The sequence below is a fragment of the Dyella sp. AD56 genome (assembly GCF_002878475.1).
Taxonomy (GTDB): Bacteria; Pseudomonadota; Gammaproteobacteria; order Xanthomonadales; family Rhodanobacteraceae; genus Dyella.
In genome coordinates this window covers 129,715-149,370 of record NZ_NRDP01000012.1, presented here as the reverse complement: position 1 = coordinate 149,370, position 19,656 = coordinate 129,715, and the positions used below count along the sequence as shown (strand labels likewise).

Genomic DNA, 19,656 nt, shown 5'->3' with positions numbered 1-19,656 from the left:
GCGCTCGTTCAACTACACGCTGATGCCCGCCAACATGTTCTCGGACGCCAACTCTACAAGAGCCTGGAAGCCCGCCTGGACGAAGGCGGGCGTCGGCGGCGCGATCGGCCGCGGCGCGGGTTCCAAGGACGGTACCGGTGGCGGAACCTCCACGTCCTGGACGGGCGGACGCGACACCGCCGCGACCGGCGGCGCCACGGGCGGCACCGGCTCGTGCAGAGCCTCGCGGGCCTCCTGGGCGGTCATCCATGGCCGCTCGGCGGGTGCCTGCTCCGACTGAGCGGCCGGGACAGGCTGTGCCGGCTTGGCCGCCGTCAGTTGCTGGCGGATGCGCCCCAGCTCACGGGACAGCTCCATCTGCCTGCCCCAGAGCAGTCCTACCGCCGCACCACCCGCGATGCCGGCCAGGCTGGCTGATGACACCAGCCCGCCCAGCACCGCACCAATCACCATCCATAGAAAGATCATGCCTGTCCATCTCCGCCCACCAGGGGGCGTTACACCCCAAGTGTGCCATGGCCGACTAGGCGCCAAGACGCGAGGGACGCATGCTACGGGCGATGTACGTCACGACTATCAGATATTTCCTACATTTGACGCCGTTCCGCACGCTGTTCCATCCAGTCGTACAGCACAGGAAGCAGCAACAAGGTGAGCAGGGTGGAGGTGATCAGGCCACCCACCACCACCGTAGCCAGGGGCCGCTGGGTTTCCGCGCCCACACCACTGGAGAGCAGCATAGGTACCAGCCCCAGGATGGCCACGCTGGCCGTCATCAATACCGGCCGCAGGCGCAAGGCCGTGCCGCGCACCACCGCGTCACGCACGCTCATTCCCTTGGCGCGCTGCTCGTTGAGGAAGCTCACCAGCACGATGCCGTTGAGCATCGCCACGCCAAACACGGCGATAAAGCCGATCGCCGAGGGCACGGACAGGTACTGCCCCGTGACTGCCAACGCCACGATGCCGCCAATGGTGGCGAACGGCACATTGGCGAGGATAAGCGCCGCGTACTTCATCGAGTTAAACGCCGTATAGAGCAGGATAAAGATGAAGAAGATGGTGGCCGGCACGATCAATGACAGACGCTTCAATGCGCGCTGCTGGTTCTCGAACGCCCCACCCCACTCGGTGTAGTAGCCGGCGGGCAGTTTCACTTTCTGCGCGATGGCTGCATTTGCCTCCTGCACGAAGCCATCGATATCGCGGCCGCGCACGTCCATCTGGATCACCGCATAGCGCTGCAACTGTTCGCGACGGATAAAGGAATACCCTTCGGCCTCTGTTACCTCGGCCACCTGCGAGAGCTGCACAATGGCGCCGCCCGGAGACTGGATCGGGATACGCTGGATGGCCTGCATGGAGCGCTTGTCCGCATCGTCCAGACGCACCGCGATGTCGAAGCGCTTCACGCCATCGATCAGCGTGGTGACGGGCTCCCCGCCAATGCCGTTGCGCACCACGGTGAACACGTCATCCGCATTCAGGCCATAACGCGCCAATGCCTCGCGATCCACGCGGATGCGTATCTGTGGCTTGCCCAGATTGGCTTCCAGCGCCAGATCCGCTACGCCCGGCACGCCACCCAACACGTCCTTGATGCGTGCACTCTGGCGATCGAGCTCGCCTAGGTCGTCGCCATAGAGCTTGAGCGCCAGCGTGGCGCGCACGCCCGAGATCAGCTCTTCGATACGCATCTGGATCGGCTGGGTGTAGCTCACTACGGCCGTTGGCAAAGCATCGGACAGTTCACGCTGCATATCCGTCTCGATGCTCTCCAGCGTTTGCCCCTTGCGCCACTGCTCGCGCGGCTTCAGTGGCGTATACACCTCCATATAGTTCACGTCCGCCGTCTCGCCCTTCTCGGCACGGCCGATCATGGCCAGCGTGGTATCCACCTCCGGGAACGATGCCTTGATGCGCTCAGCGACTTGCCGCGAGATCTCGATGGACTCGTCGAGCGACGCGGAAGGAATGGACGTGATGCGCCACATGATGGCGCCCTCCTTCAGATTGGGCATGAACTCTTTGCCCAGGAACGGGAACAGCGCAAGGCTGCCGAGCAAAGCGCCGCCCGCAACGCCCAACACCAGCCCGCGCCGGCGCAGAGACCAGGCCAGCACGGTGCCGTAGTGTTTCTTTAGGAAAGCCACAAGCCGCGTGTCACGCTCTTCCTTCGGCTTGAGCACCAGTGCGGCAAGCACGGGGATCAGCGTCAGGGCGAGCAACAGCGAACCCGCCATCGCAAAGCTGATGTTGAACGCCATCGGCTTGAACATCTTGCCTTCCAGCCCTTGCAGGCTAAACAGGGGCAGGAACACCACGATGATAATGACGATGGCGAACGTGATAGGCGTGGCCACTTCGCGCGCCGCTGCCAGCACGGCAGCACTGCGATCTACCGGCAGGCCGTGCGCCTTGCGCTCGGCCATGATGCGGAAGGCGTTTTCCACCATCACCACGGCGCCGTCCACCATCATGCCGATGCCGATGGCGAGGCCTGCCAGCGACATCAGATTGGCCGACAACCCCGCCTGCTCCATGCAGATAAAAGCAATCAGCATGGCCAGCGGCAAGGCAACGACCACTACCAGCGCGCTGCGGAATTCGCCAAGGAACAAGAACAGCACAATGGCGACAAGGATGGAGCCTTCCACCAGCGCACGCACGGCCGTACCCACCGCCTTGTTCACCAGGTCGGTACGCTCGTACACCGGCTTGACCACCACGCCTTCCGGCAACGCTTGCCGCACCGTATCCAGCTTGGCCTTCACCGCATCGACCACGCTTTTCGCGTTTTCGCCGATGCGTGCCAACGCCTGCCCCATCACCACTTCTTTGCCATCGCGGGTGACGGCGCCAGTACGCGGCGCACCAGCTTCTTCCACTGTGGCCACATCGCGTACGTAGACCGGCGTGCCGTCCTCGGTCTTCAGTACGATCTGGCCGATGTCCCGGGCGTTCTGCACCAATCCCAGTCCACGCACGAGGTATTGCTCGCGCCCTACGTCGACGAAATTGCCACCTACCTGAGCGTTATTGGCCTGCAATGCCTCGATGACGCTCTTGAAGCCCAATCCATGCGCAATAAGCTTCATGGGATCGATGCGCACTTGGTACTGCTTCTCTTGACCGCCCCACGAGGTGACGTCGTCCACACCGGGTGCGGTGCGCAGCATCAGGCGGATGGACCAATCCTGCAGGGTGCGCAGTGCACGGTCATCAGGCGCGCCTTTCAATGCATCGTCAGCGCGCTCCACCGTGTACCAGAACACCTGCCCCAGGCCCGAGGTGTTCGGCCCCATTTCTGGTTTTCCATAGCCGGCAGGCAACCGGTCGCCCACCTGTTGCAAACGTTCGTTGACCAGTTGGCGAGCAAAGTAGATGTCCATGTCGTCGCTGAAATACACGGAGACATAGGACAGGCCAAACAGGCTCACCGAGCGCACTTCTTCCACCTTGGGCAAGCCGGCCAGCGCCGACTCCACCGGCGTGGTGAGCAGTTGCTCCACATCTTCGGCGGCAAGGCCCGCCGCTTCGGTGTACACATTCACCTGCACAGGCGTCACGTCAGGAAAGGCATCGATGGGTAGCTTGCGCACGGCCTGATAACCGAGCACGCCCACAACGAGAAACGCGATGATGACAAGCAGCTTGTAACGCAGCGAGAGTTCAACAAGACGGGCCAGCATCACTCTTCTCCCAACTGCGAGCGCAACAAGCGCGCCTTGAGTGCAAAGGCGCCCTTGCTCACATAGGAAGCACCGGGCTTCAGGCCCTGGCGTATCTCCACCCAGCCGTCGCGCGTTTCACCGGCGTCCACCGCTGTCGGCTCAAACGCGCCATTTCCGCTGGTGACGAAAACGGTGGATTGGTTTTGCAACAGCACCACCGATTCCGCCGGAACGGCGAGCACAGAGCGACCACCCACCGCGATGCGCGCATCGACCAACTCGCCGGGATGCAGCAGGTCGCGGCTGTTGTCCACCGCAATGCGCACGGGCACAGTACGGGTCTTTTCATCGGTCTGGTGTGAGCGTTGCACCACCTTGCCAGGCAAGCTCTGCCCGTGAATCAGAACGCGCGCCGCATTGCCTTGCGCGACGCGCTCGGCCTCGGCTGGCGGCATGCGCGCCTCCACCCATACTGAGTCTTCTTTCACCAGCGTGAACAACATGCGCCCCGCATCGACCCGCTCACCCACGAGGAACGAGTCGGTGGTAATGCGCCCATCGGTGGGCGCAAGCAGTTCGTAACTTCCATCCGCTTTCGCCGAACCCGCACGCAAGACGCCCTGAATCTGCCCGTCGGACAGACCATAGGCGCGCAGCCGTGCGCGGGCCTGATCCCGCTGCACCTGCACTTCGGTATAGCGGCGCCCGGACACCGCCTGCGACCCCAACGAGGACACGCGCCGCCATTCCTGCTCGGCCACGATGAGCGCGCCCTGTGTTTCCGCGACTTGCACACTGGACAGCACGACCAGCGGCTGACCCGCTTTCACCACGTCGCCGAGCTTCACCTTGCGCGACAACACCATCGATTCAATGCGTGGTGACACCAGCACGGTCGAATAGGCATCAACCTTCACTTCGCCCGGTGACTTGATCTCGTCGGCAAGCTCGCGGGCGGTCAGTCTTGAAACGACAATGCCTGCCTCCTGCACGGCGCGAGCATCGAGCGCGAGCGGATTCCCCGCCTGTTGCGCCGAGACGTTCGCGGCGGAGACGGCCAACGCCAGCGCGCAGGCAGCGTAGATGGATAGGCGAATCATGGAGCAGCTTCCTGTGTGCGGCCGTCGAGCCAGTCCGTCAGGCGGCCGGCAGCGGTGAGGTAGTCGAACCAGGCCTGCCAGGCCTGGCTTTCGAGGGTGAGCGCGGAAAGCGCGGTGTCCAGGCTCTGCTTGAGCTGGACGAGGTAGTCGGAGGTGCTGATCTCCCCTGCTCGCCAGAGCTTTTCGAGCAAGGCGGCGCGATCGTCGAAGGCGGCGGCACGCCCTTGGCTAAAGGCCAACCCTGAGTCGCGCAGTGCGTCATAGCGCGCCTGGGCCTCGCGCAGTGATGCGCGACTCGCCAGTTGCCGGGAGCGCACGGTCGCCGCAGCCGCACCCGCCTCAGCGAGTGCCGCGTCGACCTCGGCGCGGCCGCTGTTGAGTACGGGCAGTGGAATGGTCACGCTCAGACCTATCACTTGATCGGTCGTTGCGCCGGTGCGGACGCGGCCACCCGTAAGGCTGACGGTGGGATCGGGAATACGTGCGCGCCTGGCCACATCGATACCAGCCTGTGCAGCCGCCTCATCGGCCCGCGCTTTGAGCAGCTCGGGCCGGTCATCCATTGATAGCGGCACAATGCTGTTCGACAGCGGCGGCAGCCCTGCCGGCAAAGGTGGCGGTGACTTCACCTCATCACCGGCAATGGCTTCGAGCGACGCGAGCGTCGCCGCCTCATTGCCCGCCAGCGACGCCTGCTGGATCTGGGCTTCACCCAAGGCCAGCGCTGCCAGATCGCGCTCAGGACTGCTGATGTCACCCACTGCCAGGCGTTCCGCGGCCAGCGCATCAAAACGGCGCATCAGTTCAACACGATGCGCACCCAGCTCACGCTGACGGCCCGCCAGCGCAGCGCCAGACCAGGCCTTCAACCAGCGTGATGCGACATCCCTGCGCAGGAGCTCATAGGACGCCTCGCGACTGCGCCATTCGGCATCCGCCTGCGAGGTGCGCGCACGACGCTTGCCTGACAGATCCAGTGGTAGCGAAAGGCCGGCGGTGCGGCGGTCAACGTCGGCGTTCTCGGCATCGAGCGACAACGACGGGTTGTAAACAGGTTGCGACGCCGCGCGAACCCGCGCCTGCGCGGCCTCGACGTCGGCACGGGCGGCCTGGACGTCGGGACTCGCGCCCCATATGGCACGCACGGCGCCCTGGAGCGGCGAAGCGGCGACGGGCGTCGTCGCGCCGTCGCCGGGCGAAGCCACAACGGTCGCGGCGCACAACAAGCAGGCAGCCCCCACGAGGGCTGCACGTAGAAAAGACATGGAAAAATCTCCTGAAAACGATCACAGCGAATGCGCCCGTGAGGGCGCACGTCAGGCGGTCGTTGTCAGGCGATGGGTGGGCGCAGAAGCGAGCGCGTCGCGTCGGGCACGCGACCTGCGTCAATGGACGGGATGGCGAACGATGCCTCAGGCACGCCCACGGCCAGTGCGATGGAAACGGGCAACGTGGCGGCATGCGCACAGGCGCAATGACAGGACTCACCTTCGCCTAGCAGGCAGTCGGCATCGGCCCCCTGGGTCGCGGAGGCGGCCTCGATCGACATGGCCACGGCGGCTTGCGCCTGCGCCCGAAAGGTGTCGCGCTCGCCGCCATCGGCGAGGCACACCGAGCCGCTGACCAGCTTGATCAGCAGCACAGCCACTACCAATACCCACAGGCCACGATGGCGGCGCAGGCGACTCAGCAGTGGCAGGGAACGGGGTGACATAGGCCGAATGCTAAGGAACAAGCCACGTGTTAGACAATTTCATTCGTGGCGTGACACGTTCGTGACGCCACCCGAACGCACCTCGTGCAGGAAATACGCATATTTCTGCACTATGACGGCCATCGCCGTGGCTATCATGTCGCGGCGTAGTCGGGGGTGGAGTCCGCAAGTGGCGCAACGGCTGGGGCGAGCAAGCAAGCAGGTTGTCCAGGAAAGCGCGACGTTCTTCGGCGCCCATCGTTCGCGATGGAATGCGGCGCGGATGGTGGCGCTGCTATGCCTGCTGATCCTGCCGGCGCTGTGCCTGGGCAGCGACAAGGACCCGTGGGCGCCGTTCGATGCACCCTGGTTCGATCGGATCGGGGTCAACGACGGCCTGCCGCACTCCATCACCACCACGCTCGAGCAGGATCGGCGTGGACTGATCTGGATCGGCACACTTTCTGGCCTGGTGCGCTACGACGGCTATCGCATGCAGGTCTTCACGGCCGCAGGCGGCAAAGCCGACATTCCCGACGCCTATGTGCGCTGCCTGCTCACGTTGCCAGATGGCGGCCTGCTGGTGGGCACTAATGCGGGCGGCCTGAGCCGCCTCAATCCGCTCGACAACACCTTCCACAATTACCCGGTGGGTCGTGGCGGCACCAGCGACAGGAAGATCTACGCCATGGCGCCGGACGGTAGCCGCGGTGTATGGATCGCCACGGAACGCGGCATCGACTATCTGGACCTCACCAACAATCGCATCACGGCGGTGCCGTTGAGCGACGGCATGTCGCCGCGCAGCTTCAGCATTCTGCAGGATCGCGAGGGCAACCTGTGGGCTGGCAACAACAGTGGCCTGTTCGTTCGTCATGCCGGCGACACCCACTTCGCGCGCGCTGAGCACCCCGCGAATGACAGCAATGTCGATGCAGTGCTGAGCGACGGCATCTGGGCTCTGCTCGAAGACCGCGAGGGTCGGCTATGGGTTGGCAGCACGCAATCCGGCGCGACCTATCGGGATGCCGCGGGCCATTGGCACGCCATTGCCGGCTTCAGCGGCTACCAGCGCGATCACGCGCGTCGCGCCACCGTGCGGGCCTTCACCGAAATGGCGAGCGACACGATCTGGATCGCCACGGATGGCGACGGCGTGCTCGCCTATGAGGTGAACGCAGGCACTTTGCATGCTGTCGCCCATGACACCGCCCGACCCTCCTCGCTTCCCGGCGATTCGGTGCGCGACCTGCTGCAGGACAACTCGGGGAATGTATGGGTCGCCACCGACCTTGGCGTGGCGCGCTACGACCCCGATGCCCGCAAGGCGTTCGCGCTGCAGCCATCGACCAGCGATGATCGGTCGCTGGCGAACACCAACGTACGCGGCATCTTCGTGGACAGCCGCCAGCGCATATGGCTGGGCATGAGCTCCGGGCGCATCGACGTCATCGACCTTTCCGCCGGCGCCATTCGTCATCTTGAGCTCAATGGCGTGCAGACACGCCGCGACGTGCAGGCATTCACCGAAATGCCGGATGGCACCATCTGGGTCGGCACGCAGGGCTTGGCGAAAATCGACCCCGACACGCTGGCCGTCCACGGCTCGGCCATTCCGGAGATGGACGACAAGCCGGTGTTGCACCTGCTGCCCGATGACGACCACCTGCTGATCGCCACCTACGACGGCGTCTACCGCTACGACACGCATACGCGGGCGTTGGCGCATTTCAACCACGATGCCAACGACACCGGCAGCCTCGCAAGCGACACGGTGCGCCGTATTGCGCGGATCGACGACGACATTTGGTACGTGACCGGACGAGGCATCAGCATCGCGACCAGTCCGCTGCAGACTCGCAACTTCGAAAACCTGCTCCATCGCCCTGGCGACAACACCAGCCTGCCGAACAACCTCGCCAGCTCCATCGCCATGGACCCGCAAGGCAACCTGCTCGTTGGCACTTATGGAGGCCTGGCCATACTGCAGCCACGCAGCGCGGATGATCCTTACCGGTTCACCACCATCGGCGTAGCCAACGGACTGCCCAGCGAAAACGTCAACGCCGTACAGCCGGACGATTACGGCAATCCATGGGTGAGCCTGCCCAACGGCCTGGCGATGATCGACGCCAATACCCATACCGTGCACACCCTCGGCGTGCGCGACGGCCTACGCATCTCCAGCTACGTCTACGCGGCAGCGGCGCGCGCGCCGGGTGGCGAGCTGATGTTCGGCGGGCTGGGCGGGCTCACTGTCGTGCGCCCGTCATGGCAGCCCCGTGACGAACCCGATGCCGCACTGGCCATCACCTATGCGGCGGTCAACGGCGCACCACTGGCCTTTGGCAGGCTGCCCCGGAACGGTGAGTCGCTGGCCATACGCTCGCGCAATCGCAGCCTGCGCGTGGATTTTGCCCTGCTCGATTACGAGGCCCCGCCGGAGACCAGCTACAGCTACCGCATGGAGGGCTTTGACGAGGACTGGATCGACATTCCCCACGGCGGCCTGCCTACGGCGATCTACACCAACCTGCCCCACGGCGATTACAAGCTGCGTCTGCGCGCGCAGACGCACGGCATGCAGCCGCACCTGATCGAGTCGACCGTCGACGTCAATGTCGAACCGCGCTGGTACGAGACCATCCAGGCACTGGTCGCCGCCGGCATCCTGGCCCTCGTGGCGATCGTCGGCGTCATCCAGTTGCGCACCCTCTATCTGCGCCGACAAGCCAGGCAACTGCAACACCAGATCGATCTGCGCACGCAGGATCTACTGGTCGCCAACAAGCGACTGGACGAACTGGCCAATACCGATGCGCTCACCGGCGCATGCAACCGGCGGCGACTTTTGGAGCTAGCCGAGGAAGTGCGCGCGCAAAGCCCGGACGGCCAGGCCTGCATCGCCCTGCTCGACCTGGACCGCTTCAAGCGAATCAACGATACCTACGGCCACCTCGCCGGCGACGCCGTGATCCGCCACGCCTGCCGCATCATGCAGGAGCAGAGTCGCGACACCGACATCATCGGCCGCTACGGCGGCGAGGAGCTGCTGGCCTGCCTGCCCGCAAGCACCCTGGAACAAGGCATGGTGGCCGCGGAACGCATTCGCAGCGCGCTGGCGGAGCAACCACTGATCCATGACGGGCAGACCATCGTGGTCACGGTCAGCATTGGCGTGGCTGCGTATCGCGCGGGAGAAACCCTATCGCAATGGCTGACCCGCGCCGACGGTGCGCTGTACGAAGCCAAGCATGGCGGCCGCAATCGCTGCGTCGCTGCGCGCTGAGGCGCATGGCTCAACCGAAGTGTCGGTGTCGGTAGATGGCGTAGCCCAGACCCACGACGCCAGTCAACGTCGCCGGCACCAGCAAGACGCGCTCTTGTATCACTGAAAAACCCAGCGCGCCCACCGTCGCGCCGACGATAAAGCAGGTAGCCACCAACAGGCAGACGTGGATGCGCAACATGTCCACATCGAGGCCACGCAAGCGCTGGCCGAGATAGATGCCCAGATCGGTGAAGATGCCCGATAGATGCGTGGTGCGCAGCGTCGCGCCGCTGTACGTACTGACCATGGCGTTCTGCAGCCCGCACGCCATGGAAGCGAAGTAAAGACCCAGATCACTTTCGCGGTGAATCAGCGGTGTCGCCACGAACAGCAGCAGCGACTCCAGCATCAGCACCACGCCGTACCGGCGACCCAATTGCAGCGTGCGCTGCTGCACGATGAAACCGCTAAGCACGGCGCCAAACAGGAAGGCGGCGATCACAAAGCCCCAGTGCAGGACTTCGGCGGCATCGAGCCGCGCCAGCGCAATCCCTAATTCAGTGCTCGTGCCGGTGAGATGGGTGATCGGCTGATGCCGGAAACACAAGTACCCCACCGTGTTGATGCTGCCTGCGATAAGCGCGAGCAGGCCACCGCCCACCCAGGCCCAGCGCGGCAGCTGGCGCAGCATGTCCCGGTCAGTTCTTGATCGGCTGCGTTTGGATCACCGGCGCATCGCCGATCACATCGGTGCCCGGCGGCGGCACGAAGTTAAAGGTTTCCGGCGGAATCGCCACGTTGCGACGCCAGTCGGAGAAGCGGATGTCGGTGACAGCGCCCAACTGGTCGCGGAAGACCATGCGCGCCAGGCCGTTGGCATCGAAACCGAGATCGGCGTAGTCGAACTGCGGATCCTTCGCCTTGGAGGTCAGGCGCAGCCAGCTCAGGCCATCGTGATCACCCTGCTCGACCGCGTTGAAGTCCTTGTCCATCTGCTTCACGTCGGTAAGCACGGTCAGCGGACTATGCGACTCCTCCGAGCTCTGCACGCGTACCGTCACCTGCTCCAAATCCGGGTCGTACAGCCACACACGGCTGCCGTCGGCCACGATGGTCTGCTTGGACGGCGCCAATGTTTCCCAGCGGAACTGACGCGGCGCCTCGAGCGCCAGCGTGCCGTTGCTGGGCTTGCCGGCGTTGCCGTTGGCGTCCTTCAGAGTCTGCGAGAAGTTGCCGGTCAGCGAATGCATGCCGTTGGTGAAGGCATCGAGTTTGCTGCGCGCCGGGCCAGCGGCCATGGCGAGACTGCTGACGGAAAGCGCAAGCGCGGCAGTGGCGAGAAGAAGTAAGCGTTTCATGGGTGCCTTGGATAGGAGGCGGACAAGTGAATTTTGAGGGGTCGAGGCTTAATGACAAGCCGCTAGATCACAAGCCGTCAGCCTCTTTTGCTCGTCATTCCGGCGCAGGCCGGAGTGACGAGCAAGAGCATCATCGCCCCTGACCCGTCAGTTCTTCGGCGGCGGCGGAGCCAACACTTCGCGGTTGCCGTTGTGCTGTGGCGCGCTGACCACGCCATCCTGCTCCATCTGCTCGATCAGACGGGCGGCGCGGTTGTAGCCAATACGCAGGTGGCGCTGCACGCCGGAAATCGAAGCACGCCGCGTCTCGGTGACGATGCGAACCGCCCTGTCGTAAAGCTGCGCGTCGGCGTCACCGCCTTCCTCGCCGTCCTGCGGCAGGCCGGAGTCGTTGATGAACTTGCCGTCGCTGGTCGCCTGAACTTCTTCCAGCACGCCCTCGATGTATTGCGGGGAACCCTGTGCCCTGAGCCAGCTCACCACGCCATGCACCTCGTGGTCGTCCACAAAAGCGCCATGCACACGCTCTGGCGTCGCCGTACCCGGCGGCAGGTAGAGCATGTCACCGTGACCCAGCAGTGCCTCGGCGCCGGACTGGTCAAGGATGGTGCGGGAGTCGATCTTGCTGGACACCTGGAAGGCGATGCGGGTCGGGATGTTGGCCTTGATCAAGCCAGTGATCACATCCACCGACGGACGCTGCGTCGCCAGCACCAGATGCACGCCAGCGGCACGCGCTTTCTGCGCGAGGCGCGCGATCAGTTCCTCGACCTTCTTGCCGACGATCATCATCATGTCGGCGAACTCGTCGATGATGATCACGATGTACGGCAGCGGCTCCAGCGGCTCGGCCGCCAGGTTCGGCATCTCAGGATTTGGGCGGAACAGCGGATCGAGCAGCGGCTGACCGGCGTTCTCGGCGTCCTTCACCTTCTTGTTGAAGCCGGCAAGGTTGCGCACGCCCACGGCAGCCATGAGCTTGTAGCGGCGCTCCATTTCGGCCACGCACCAGCGCAGCGCGTTGGCGGCTTCCTTCATGTCGGTCACCACCGGCGCGAGCAGATGCGGAATGCCTTCGTAGACCGAAAGCTCCAGCATCTTCGGGTCGATCATGATCATGCGCACGTCCTTGGCGCTGGCCTTGTACAACAGGCTCAACACCATGGCGTTCACGGCAACCGATTTACCCGAGCCGGTGGTACCGGCTACCAGCAGATGCGGCATCTTGGCGAGATCGGCCACTACCGGGCGACCGGCGATGTCCTTGCCCAACGCCAACGCCAGCGGCGACTTCATGGCGTCGTATTTGTCCGAGCGGAGAATTTCGGAGAGATAGACGATCTGCTTGCGTGTATTGGGGATTTCCAGGCCGATCACGTTCTTGCCCGGAATCACGTCAACCACGCGCACGCTGACCACGGACAGGCCGCGCGCGATGTCCTTGTCCAGGCTCGACACCTGCGAACCGCGCACGCCAGCGGCGGGCTCCAGCTCGAAGCGCGTAATGACCGGGCCTGGATAGACGCCGACCACCTTCGCCTCGATGCGGAAATCCTTGAGCTTCAGCTCGACCTGGCGCGACAGCACCTCGAGCGTTTCCTCCGAATAACCCGGACCTTGCTCCGGCGCCTCGTCCAGCAGTGATAGCGGCGGCAGTTCGCCCGGCGCGGCAGCGCCAGTGAACAACGGGATCTGTGTTTCCAGCTTGGCGCGCTCACTTTTCACCACAGGAGCGGGTGCCGTCTCGATGCGCACGGGTTCGCGCTTGGCCTGTTTGACGGCCTCGGTCTTCTTGACCACTTCGCGCTCGGCCCGCGCCTGACGGGCCGCCAGCACTTCCGGCGCCTCGCGCAGCTTGCCACCGAACCAGCCAGCGATCTTCAGCACGCCTTGGCCGGTGAGGTCGGCCACCTTGAACCACGACAGGCCGGTCGCCAGCGTCACCGCGATAAGGAACAGCGCCAGCAGTAGCAGCGATGCCCCTCCGCCCAGTGCATGCGACAGTCCGCGACCGACCCACATGCCAATGATGCCGCCCACACCCTGCGGGAGGATCGGCTCGTCGATATTGAGATAGAGCAGCGCCGGCAGGGTGATGAAGAAGAACACCGAACCGATTAGTCGTAGCGACGGCTCCCACGGCTGCACGGTGCGCTCGCCACGATGGCGCAGCACCTGCACGCCCAGGAACAGCAACAACAGCGGGAAGAAATACGAAACCAGACCAAAGATGTAGCGCAGGACGTTGGCGATATTCGCGCCAACCTCGCCACCGAAATTGCGGGCGTGCTCGACGGTGCCGGCATGACCCCAACTGGGATCCTGATCGTTGTAGCTGAACAGGCAGACCAGCAGATACAGCGCCAGCGGCAGCAGCAGCAACGCGCCAGCTTCGCGCAGACGGCGCTTCAGTTCTTCACTGAGGCCTTCGCGCTCATTCTTGTCTTTCTTGACGTTGGCGGTACGCGGCACCGTGGTCCTTATCCTGTCTTCAAGCGTAAGTCCGGCCGCCAGAGGGGCGGCCGGACGGTGTTACATCCGCGGAAGCGGCAGGCAAGACCTTAGATCATGCCCTTGAGCGCCGGATGAACCAGCTCGCCGCCGTCGACGTTGATGCCCCCGCGCAGCGGTTCGAACTGGCGCCATTCGTTACCGGCGGCCAGACGTTGCACGTACGGCAGGATAGCGGCAGAAATCGCCACCGACGAGGTCTGCGGCACAGCACCCGGCATATTCGTGACGCAGAAGTGGGTCACGCCGTGAACATCGTAGGTCGGTTCCTTCCAGGTGGTCGGACGCGAGGTCTCGAAGCAGCCACCCTGGTCGATGGAGATATCCACCAGCACGCTGCCCTTCTCCATGGTCTTGACCATCTCTTCGGTGACCACGCGCGGCGCCTTGGCGCTGGGGATCAGCACGGCGCCGACCACGAGGTCGGCCGTGGCGACTTCTTCAGCCACGCTCGACTCATAGGCATACAGCGCGGTGACGTTCGGGCCCATGGCCATCATCTCGGCCAGACGATCCTGGCGCTTGTCGAACACCACGACGTTGGCGCCAGCAGCGGCAGCCAGCGCGGCAGCGTTACCACCGGCAGCGCCGGCGCCCAGCACCACGACCTTGCCGCGCGGCGTGGAGGCCATGCCGCCCAGCAGCTTGCCCTTGCCGCCCTGCGGACGATGCAGCAGCGTGGTGCCGATCTGGGTAGCGATGCGGCCGGCGATGACCGACATCGGCAGCAGCAGCGGCAGGCCGCCGTTCTCTTCCACCGACTCGAACGCCACGCCGGTCAGGCCGATGTCCAGCAGGCTCTTGGTCAGCGCCGGCTCGGCGGCCAGGTGCAGGTAGCAGAACAGCAGGTGATGCTTCTTGAGCAGGGCCAGGTCGCCGGCGATCGGCTCCTTGACCTTCACGATCAGCTCACCGGCGTCATACAGGGCGGCGGCATCGGCTACGACCTTCACGCCGACCTTGGCATAGGCCTCGTCGGAGAAGCCGCTCTTCTCACCGGCGCCGGACTGGATGAACACCTCGTGGCCACGACGCACCAGATCGGACGCAGCGGCGGGAATGAGGGCAACACGACCTTCAAGGGTCTTGGTTTCGGAAGGAATACCGATACGCATGGGGAGTGGATCCTGATGGGGAAGTGAGGTGGCAACGACGCCGGACCGCAGGCGGCCTGGCAATACCTGTGCCGGCAGCCTTGAATCGTCCTCGCGTCTTCCCCATGCTTCCGGGTTCGGACGCCTCGCTCCGTTCTTGCCAAGCAGCGGCAGGAAACCGCGGCACGCGAGGGAGCGAATGACTCAACAAGTCGCCAGCAAACCCGAAGGATTATAACCATGATGGGCAGGCCGTTTTCACATTCCCGCAACGCTGCGCAACCAGACCACCTTTGCGCAGTTGCAGCAAAGTCAAAGAGATACAGCCCATCCTGCTGAAAACCAGCTGACAGCCCACATATAAGGGCGATCGCCGGAAGGCCATGCGCCCCAGCATGGCCCAAGCGGCGGAATCGGCATTCCACCCTCCACGAAGACCACCGCCGACAAGGCGGATAGAAGGAACGCATGAACGCACCCACCAAGCACAGCCGCCTGCTGATCCTGGGCAGCGGCCCCGCTGGCTACACCGCCGCCGTCTACGCTGCCCGCGCCAACCTCAAGCCGATGATGATCACCGGCCTGCAGCAGGGCGGCCAGCTGATGACTACTACCGAGGTGGACAACTGGCCGGGCGACGACAAGGGCGTGCAAGGTCCGGAACTGATGCAGCGCATGGCGCAGCACGCCGAGCGTTTCGAGACCCAGATGGTGTTTGACCACATCCACAGCGTGGATCTCAAGCAGCGCCCGTTCCGTCTGAAAGGCGACTCGGGCGAGTACACCTGCGACGCGCTGATCATCACCACTGGCGCAACGGCGAAGTATCTGGGTATCGCCAGCGAGGAGCACTTCAAGGGCAAGGGCGTGTCCGCCTGCGCCACCTGCGACGGGTTCTTCTTCCGCGAGCAGGAAGTGGCCGTGATCGGCGGCGGCAACACCGCCGTGGAAGAGGCGCTGTACCTGTCCAACATCTGCAGCAAGGTCTATCTCGTGCACCGCCGCGACAAGCTGCGCGCCGAAAAGATCATGCAGGACAAGCTGTTCGAGAAGGCCGCCGCCGGCAAGATCGAGCTGGTGTGGAACCACTCCGTGGATGAAGTGCTGGGCGACAACTCCGGCGTGACCGGCGTGCGCGTGAAGGACGTGAACTCCGGCGCGACGCGCGATATCCCCGTGACGGGTTTCTTCGTTGCCATCGGCCACACCCCCAACACGGGCATCTTCGACGGCCAGCTGGACATGCACGACGGCTACATCAAGATCCGCAGCGGCCTGGGTGGTATGGCGACGATGACCTCCGTGCAAGGCGTGTTCGCCGCCGGTGACGTGGCCGACCACGTGTACCGCCAGGCCGTCACCTCCGCCGGCTTCGGCTGCATGGCGGCGTTGGACGCGGAGCGCTGGCTGGACCAGCAGGGCCCGGCGAGCTGAGGCCTCCTGCTCGTCATTCCGGCGCACCCCGAAAAGGGGGCGAGGGCCGGAATGACGGCGATGTAACACTGAGGCAATCTGAACTGACGTGATCGAAGCACGCTTCCACGACAGCATCGAACGCATCCCTGCTGCGGCATGGGATGCGCTTCGTCCGGACGATAACCCGTTCGTCTCGCACGCCTTCCTCGCGCTGCTGGAGCGAACCGGTTGCGTCCGTCCCGACTGGGGCTGGCAAGCCCATCATCTTGGGCTCTATGAAGGCGACGAACTCGTTGCCGCCGCACCGCTATACCTGAAAGGCAATTCCCACGGCGAGTTCGTGTTCGACTGGAGCTGGGCGAGCGCCTGGGAGCAAGCAGGCGGCGACTACTACCCCAAGCTGCTCAATGCCGTGCCCTACTCGCCTGTGCCTGGGCCACGCCTACTGGCCGGCCAAAACGCACATACCGTCGAGCGACAGCGCGCCCTGGCGACAGCCATGCGTAGCTTTGCCGAGCGCATGAACCTCTCTTCCGTGCACGCCAACTTCCTGCGTGACGACGAATTGGCTGCCTTCGATGGTCCGTGGCTGGACCGCTCGGACGTGCAGTTTCACTGGCACAACCGTGGCTACGCTGACTTTGCGCAATTCCTCGCCGCACTGAATCACAAGAAGCGGAAAAACATCCGGCAGGAACGCACCCATGTCGCCCAAGCGGGCCTGGATATCGAGATACGCGGCGGCGACACGCTCAGCCACGAAGAGTGGCGACAGATCCACGCCCTGTACGAAGCCACCTTCGACGCCAAGGGCAACCATGCCGCACTGACGCAGCGCATGTTCGCCGGCATGGGCGACATCCTCGGCGACCGCGTGCAGGTGGCACTCGCCCGCCACGAGGAGCGGATCATCGCCATGGCGCTGTTCCTCAAGAGCAGCGACACGCTATACGGGCGTTACTGGGGCGCGGACGTCGACGTACCAGGCCTGCACTTTGAACTCTGCTACTACCAGGGTATCGAGTACGCCATCCGTCACGGCTTGCAGCGCTTCGAGCCCGGCGCGCAGGGCGAACACAAGCTGGCGCGGGGATTCCTTCCCGTGCGAACCCATTCACGGCACTACCTGGTCAACCACAGCTTTCGCGACGCCGTGCGCCAGGCATTAACCAACGAAGCCGAGGCCATAGACGAATACGCGCAGGACCTGCTGCAACACAGCCCCTACGCGCATACGTCGTCGCCCTGACGCTTTAGCCGAGCGAAATGCCAGCCACCCTGCCCTCGGTATCCAGCTCCACGCCGAACTGAAGGTAGTTGCCGGGACCAAACTCGATTACGTAGTCGTTCCAGGTCTTGTCCTTGTCCTGGCGCCGTCCCTTGAAGATGAAAGACGACGGCTCGCCAAATGGTGACAACTGCTTGGCCAGTCGACCGGACAAACCTGCGGCCATCTTGGCCTTCAGCTTGTCGCCAAACATCGAAGCGTCTTCATTGCCTTTCTGCATTTGCGCGAAGGCCTTGCGTGCGGCTGCCGTCGTCGCCGCATCTTCGCCAGCCGCGGGCTTGCGCGCCGCCGCTGCAATATCCGGATACAACGCCTCGAATGTGGCAGTGACCAGCATCTGGCCCGGTTCCGGATTGTCGCCAACGTTGGTGAAGGCGATGACCTGGATACCCTGCTTCGGGAAATACTGATTCGACGTAGTGAAACCGAACGAACCGCCGGTATGGCCAATGCGCGGCTGATCGTCCAGCGTGTCGATAAACAGGCCAAGGCCGTAGTCGTTGCTACCCTCCACCGGCGTCGCCATCAGCGTGTAGTCGGCGGGACGAATGATCTTGCCGCCGCGAAGCGCGACATTCCAGCGTTCCAGGTCGTCCACGGTGGACACCAGGACACCCGCTGCCCAGCCGACCGTGGCATGGATGGTGGGCGCCGGTTCCAGCTTCCCGTTCGCATGTCGATAACCCTTCGCCATGCCCGATAGACGGGATTCGTCGTCCACCGTATAGGTATGGGTCATGCCGGCCGGGACCAGCAGGTGCGTCTTTACATAGTGAAGGTACGACTCGTGCGATGTCAGCTCGATCACCCGGCCCAGCAACGCGTAGCCGCTATTGGAATACGACCAACGACTGCCCGGCTGAAAATCCAGCGGCTTATCCTTGATGCGCGCCATGATCTGATCGAACGTGGCCGGCTTGACCGCCCATTGCTCGACGTCCGGCCCGTCCAGGTACTCCGGCATGCCGCTGGTGTGCGACAGCAACTGCTTCAGCGTGACTTCCTTCGCGTGCGGCGCGTCGGGCAGATAGGTCGCCAGCTTGGCGTTGATATCGAGCTTCCCGGCCTCCTGCAGCTGAAGGATAGCCGCCGCCGTGAATTGCTTGGTGATGGAGCCGATCTCGTAATAGGTCGACGTCGTCGCTGGCGTCTTACGCTCGCGATCGCTCAAGCCATAGGCGTGCACATAGAGCGGCTTGCCATCGCGATAGATGGCGATGGTCGCGCCCGGGGTATCCGTGCGCTGCAACACGGTCTGCGCATCGCTGTCGATACGCTTGGCCAACGCGGAATCCATGTCGGGCGACGCAGCCACCACCGTCGGGGCCAGAGCAACCATCCACCACAAGAAGCGACGACGCATGCCAGATCCATGGGCTAGTGAAGGTGGGGCATGCTAACCACATCTCCGTCCCGGTAGCATGTACCAAACATCCCGACTTGGTTTGACCGCCGCCCGATACCCCATGATTCGATTGCCCCTGCTCGACGCGACCAGGCCGGAACACTTTCCTGATCCGCGCAAGGCATTGAACGATCCGAACGGCCTGCTGGCCTTCGGCGGCGATCTGTCGCCACGCCGCCTGCTGGCCGCCTATGCGCAGGGCATCTTCCCCTGGTTCAACGAGGACGAACCACTACTCTGGTGGTCGCCCGACCCGCGCTGCGTGTTCCACACGAATACGCTGACTCCCAACCGCAGCCTGCGGCGGCGCCTTGCCCAGGTAGATTGGGTCATTACCGTTGACCACGCCTTCCACGACGTGGTGGCAGCATGCGCCGCACCGCGGCCCGGCCAGAGCGGCACCTGGATCGTTCCGGCGATGATCTCAGCCTACGAGCAGCTGCACGCGATGGGACACGCGCACAGCGTCGAAGTGTGGGAGCGCGACCGCCTGATCGGCGGCATCTACGGCATCGCCATTGGACGGCTATTCTGCGGCGAATCCATGTTCAGCCGCGAAAGCGGTGGCTCCCGCGTCGCGTTGATGGCGTTGGCGACGTTGCTGCGGCGCTGGGACTTTCCCTGGATCGATGCGCAGGTCACCAACGCCCATTTGATGCAGCTGGGCGCGGTGGAATATCCGCGCACCGAATTCCTGCGTACCGTGGCGCATCTGTCCCAGCTACCGGGGCAGCCCGGCAACTGGGCGCAATTCACGCCGCTGGCTCAATGGACCCGTCAGGCCACCACCAACTGATACGCGCGTCAGGCCGCAATGAAGCCCCACGCCGTCAGCAGATCGTGCAC

At 64.1% G+C, this 19,656-nt stretch carries 14 protein-coding genes; 4 read left to right on the top strand and 10 right to left on the bottom strand.

Going from position 1 to position 19,656, the window contains the following annotated elements; all coding sequences use genetic code 11:
- Nucleotides 1–12 precede the first annotated feature (12 nt).
- From DyAD56_RS23895 to DyAD56_RS10565, 5 genes are all read right to left on the bottom strand, one after another.
- Complete coding sequence (locus DyAD56_RS23895; protein WP_158241310.1) at nt 13–468, bottom strand: hypothetical protein; 456 nt, start codon at nt 466–468, stop codon at nt 13–15.
- A 119-nt stretch (nt 469–587) separates the two neighbouring features.
- Nucleotides 588–3,692 carry a CusA/CzcA family heavy metal efflux RND transporter gene (locus DyAD56_RS10580; RefSeq protein ID WP_102302729.1) on the bottom strand — a complete coding sequence of 1,035 codons (3,105 nt, stop codon included), beginning with the start codon at nt 3,690–3,692 and terminating at the stop codon, nt 588–590.
- Nucleotides 3,692–4,774: an efflux RND transporter periplasmic adaptor subunit gene (locus tag DyAD56_RS10575; protein ID WP_102302728.1), complete on the bottom strand. Its 1,083-nt coding sequence runs from the start codon at nt 4,772–4,774 to the stop codon at nt 3,692–3,694. The genes DyAD56_RS10580 and DyAD56_RS10575 overlap by 1 nt, the downstream gene beginning before the upstream one ends.
- Nucleotides 4,771–6,039 (bottom strand): TolC family protein, encoded by a 1,269-nt coding sequence (locus tag DyAD56_RS10570; protein WP_102302727.1) that lies wholly within the window; start codon nt 6,037–6,039, stop codon nt 4,771–4,773. The genes DyAD56_RS10575 and DyAD56_RS10570 overlap by 4 nt, the downstream gene beginning before the upstream one ends.
- Nucleotides 6,040–6,104: 65 nt before the next feature.
- A complete protein-coding gene (locus DyAD56_RS10565) occupies nt 6,105–6,488 on the bottom strand; it encodes a hypothetical protein (RefSeq protein WP_102302726.1) in 384 nt (127 codons plus the stop codon).
- A gap of 169 nt (nt 6,489–6,657) precedes the next feature.
- Here DyAD56_RS10565 and DyAD56_RS10560 point away from each other — a divergent pair, with 169 nt between their 5' ends.
- Nucleotides 6,658–9,756 carry a ligand-binding sensor domain-containing diguanylate cyclase gene (locus DyAD56_RS10560; protein ID WP_233202374.1) on the top strand — a complete coding sequence of 1,033 codons (3,099 nt, stop codon included), beginning with the start codon at nt 6,658–6,660 and terminating at the stop codon, nt 9,754–9,756.
- A 10-nt stretch (nt 9,757–9,766) separates the two neighbouring features.
- Here the strand turns inward: DyAD56_RS10560 and DyAD56_RS10555 are convergent, their stop codons facing one another.
- The 4 genes from DyAD56_RS10555 to ald form a co-directional block, all read right to left on the bottom strand.
- On the bottom strand, nt 9,767–10,429 hold the full coding sequence (locus DyAD56_RS10555) for a YoaK family protein (protein ID WP_102302724.1): 663 nt from the start codon (nt 10,427–10,429) through the stop codon (nt 9,767–9,769).
- Nucleotides 10,430–10,436: 7 nt separating this feature from the next.
- Nucleotides 10,437–11,096, bottom strand: coding sequence for an outer membrane lipoprotein chaperone LolA (gene lolA, locus DyAD56_RS10550; protein WP_102302723.1), 660 nt, complete (start codon nt 11,094–11,096; stop codon nt 10,437–10,439).
- A gap of 147 nt (nt 11,097–11,243) precedes the next feature.
- On the bottom strand, nt 11,244–13,568 hold the full coding sequence (locus tag DyAD56_RS10545; RefSeq protein WP_102302722.1) for a DNA translocase FtsK: 2,325 nt from the start codon (nt 13,566–13,568) through the stop codon (nt 11,244–11,246).
- Nucleotides 13,569–13,657: 89 nt separating this feature from the next.
- Nucleotides 13,658–14,722, bottom strand: a complete 1,065-nt coding sequence (gene ald / locus DyAD56_RS10540) for an alanine dehydrogenase (protein ID WP_102302721.1) — start codon at nt 14,720–14,722, stop codon at nt 13,658–13,660.
- Between the two features lie 447 nt (nt 14,723–15,169).
- Here ald and trxB point away from each other — a divergent pair, with 447 nt between their 5' ends.
- Nucleotides 15,170–16,135 (top strand): thioredoxin-disulfide reductase, encoded by a 966-nt coding sequence (trxB, locus tag DyAD56_RS10535; protein ID WP_102302720.1) that lies wholly within the window; start codon nt 15,170–15,172, stop codon nt 16,133–16,135.
- 88 nt (nt 16,136–16,223) lie between these two features.
- On the top strand, nt 16,224–17,366 hold the full coding sequence (locus DyAD56_RS10530) for a GNAT family N-acetyltransferase (protein ID WP_102302719.1): 1,143 nt from the start codon (nt 16,224–16,226) through the stop codon (nt 17,364–17,366).
- Nucleotides 17,367–17,370: 4 nt separating this feature from the next.
- On the opposite strand, the gene DyAD56_RS10525 is transcribed toward DyAD56_RS10530, so the two are convergent.
- Complete coding sequence (locus tag DyAD56_RS10525) at nt 17,371–18,768, bottom strand: serine hydrolase domain-containing protein (protein WP_102302718.1); 1,398 nt, start codon at nt 18,766–18,768, stop codon at nt 17,371–17,373.
- Nucleotides 18,769–18,871: 103 nt separating this feature from the next.
- Here DyAD56_RS10525 and aat point away from each other — a divergent pair, with 103 nt between their 5' ends.
- On the top strand, nt 18,872–19,606 hold the full coding sequence (gene aat / locus DyAD56_RS10520) for a leucyl/phenylalanyl-tRNA--protein transferase (RefSeq protein WP_102302717.1): 735 nt from the start codon (nt 18,872–18,874) through the stop codon (nt 19,604–19,606).
- Nucleotides 19,607–19,656 lie beyond the last annotated feature (50 nt).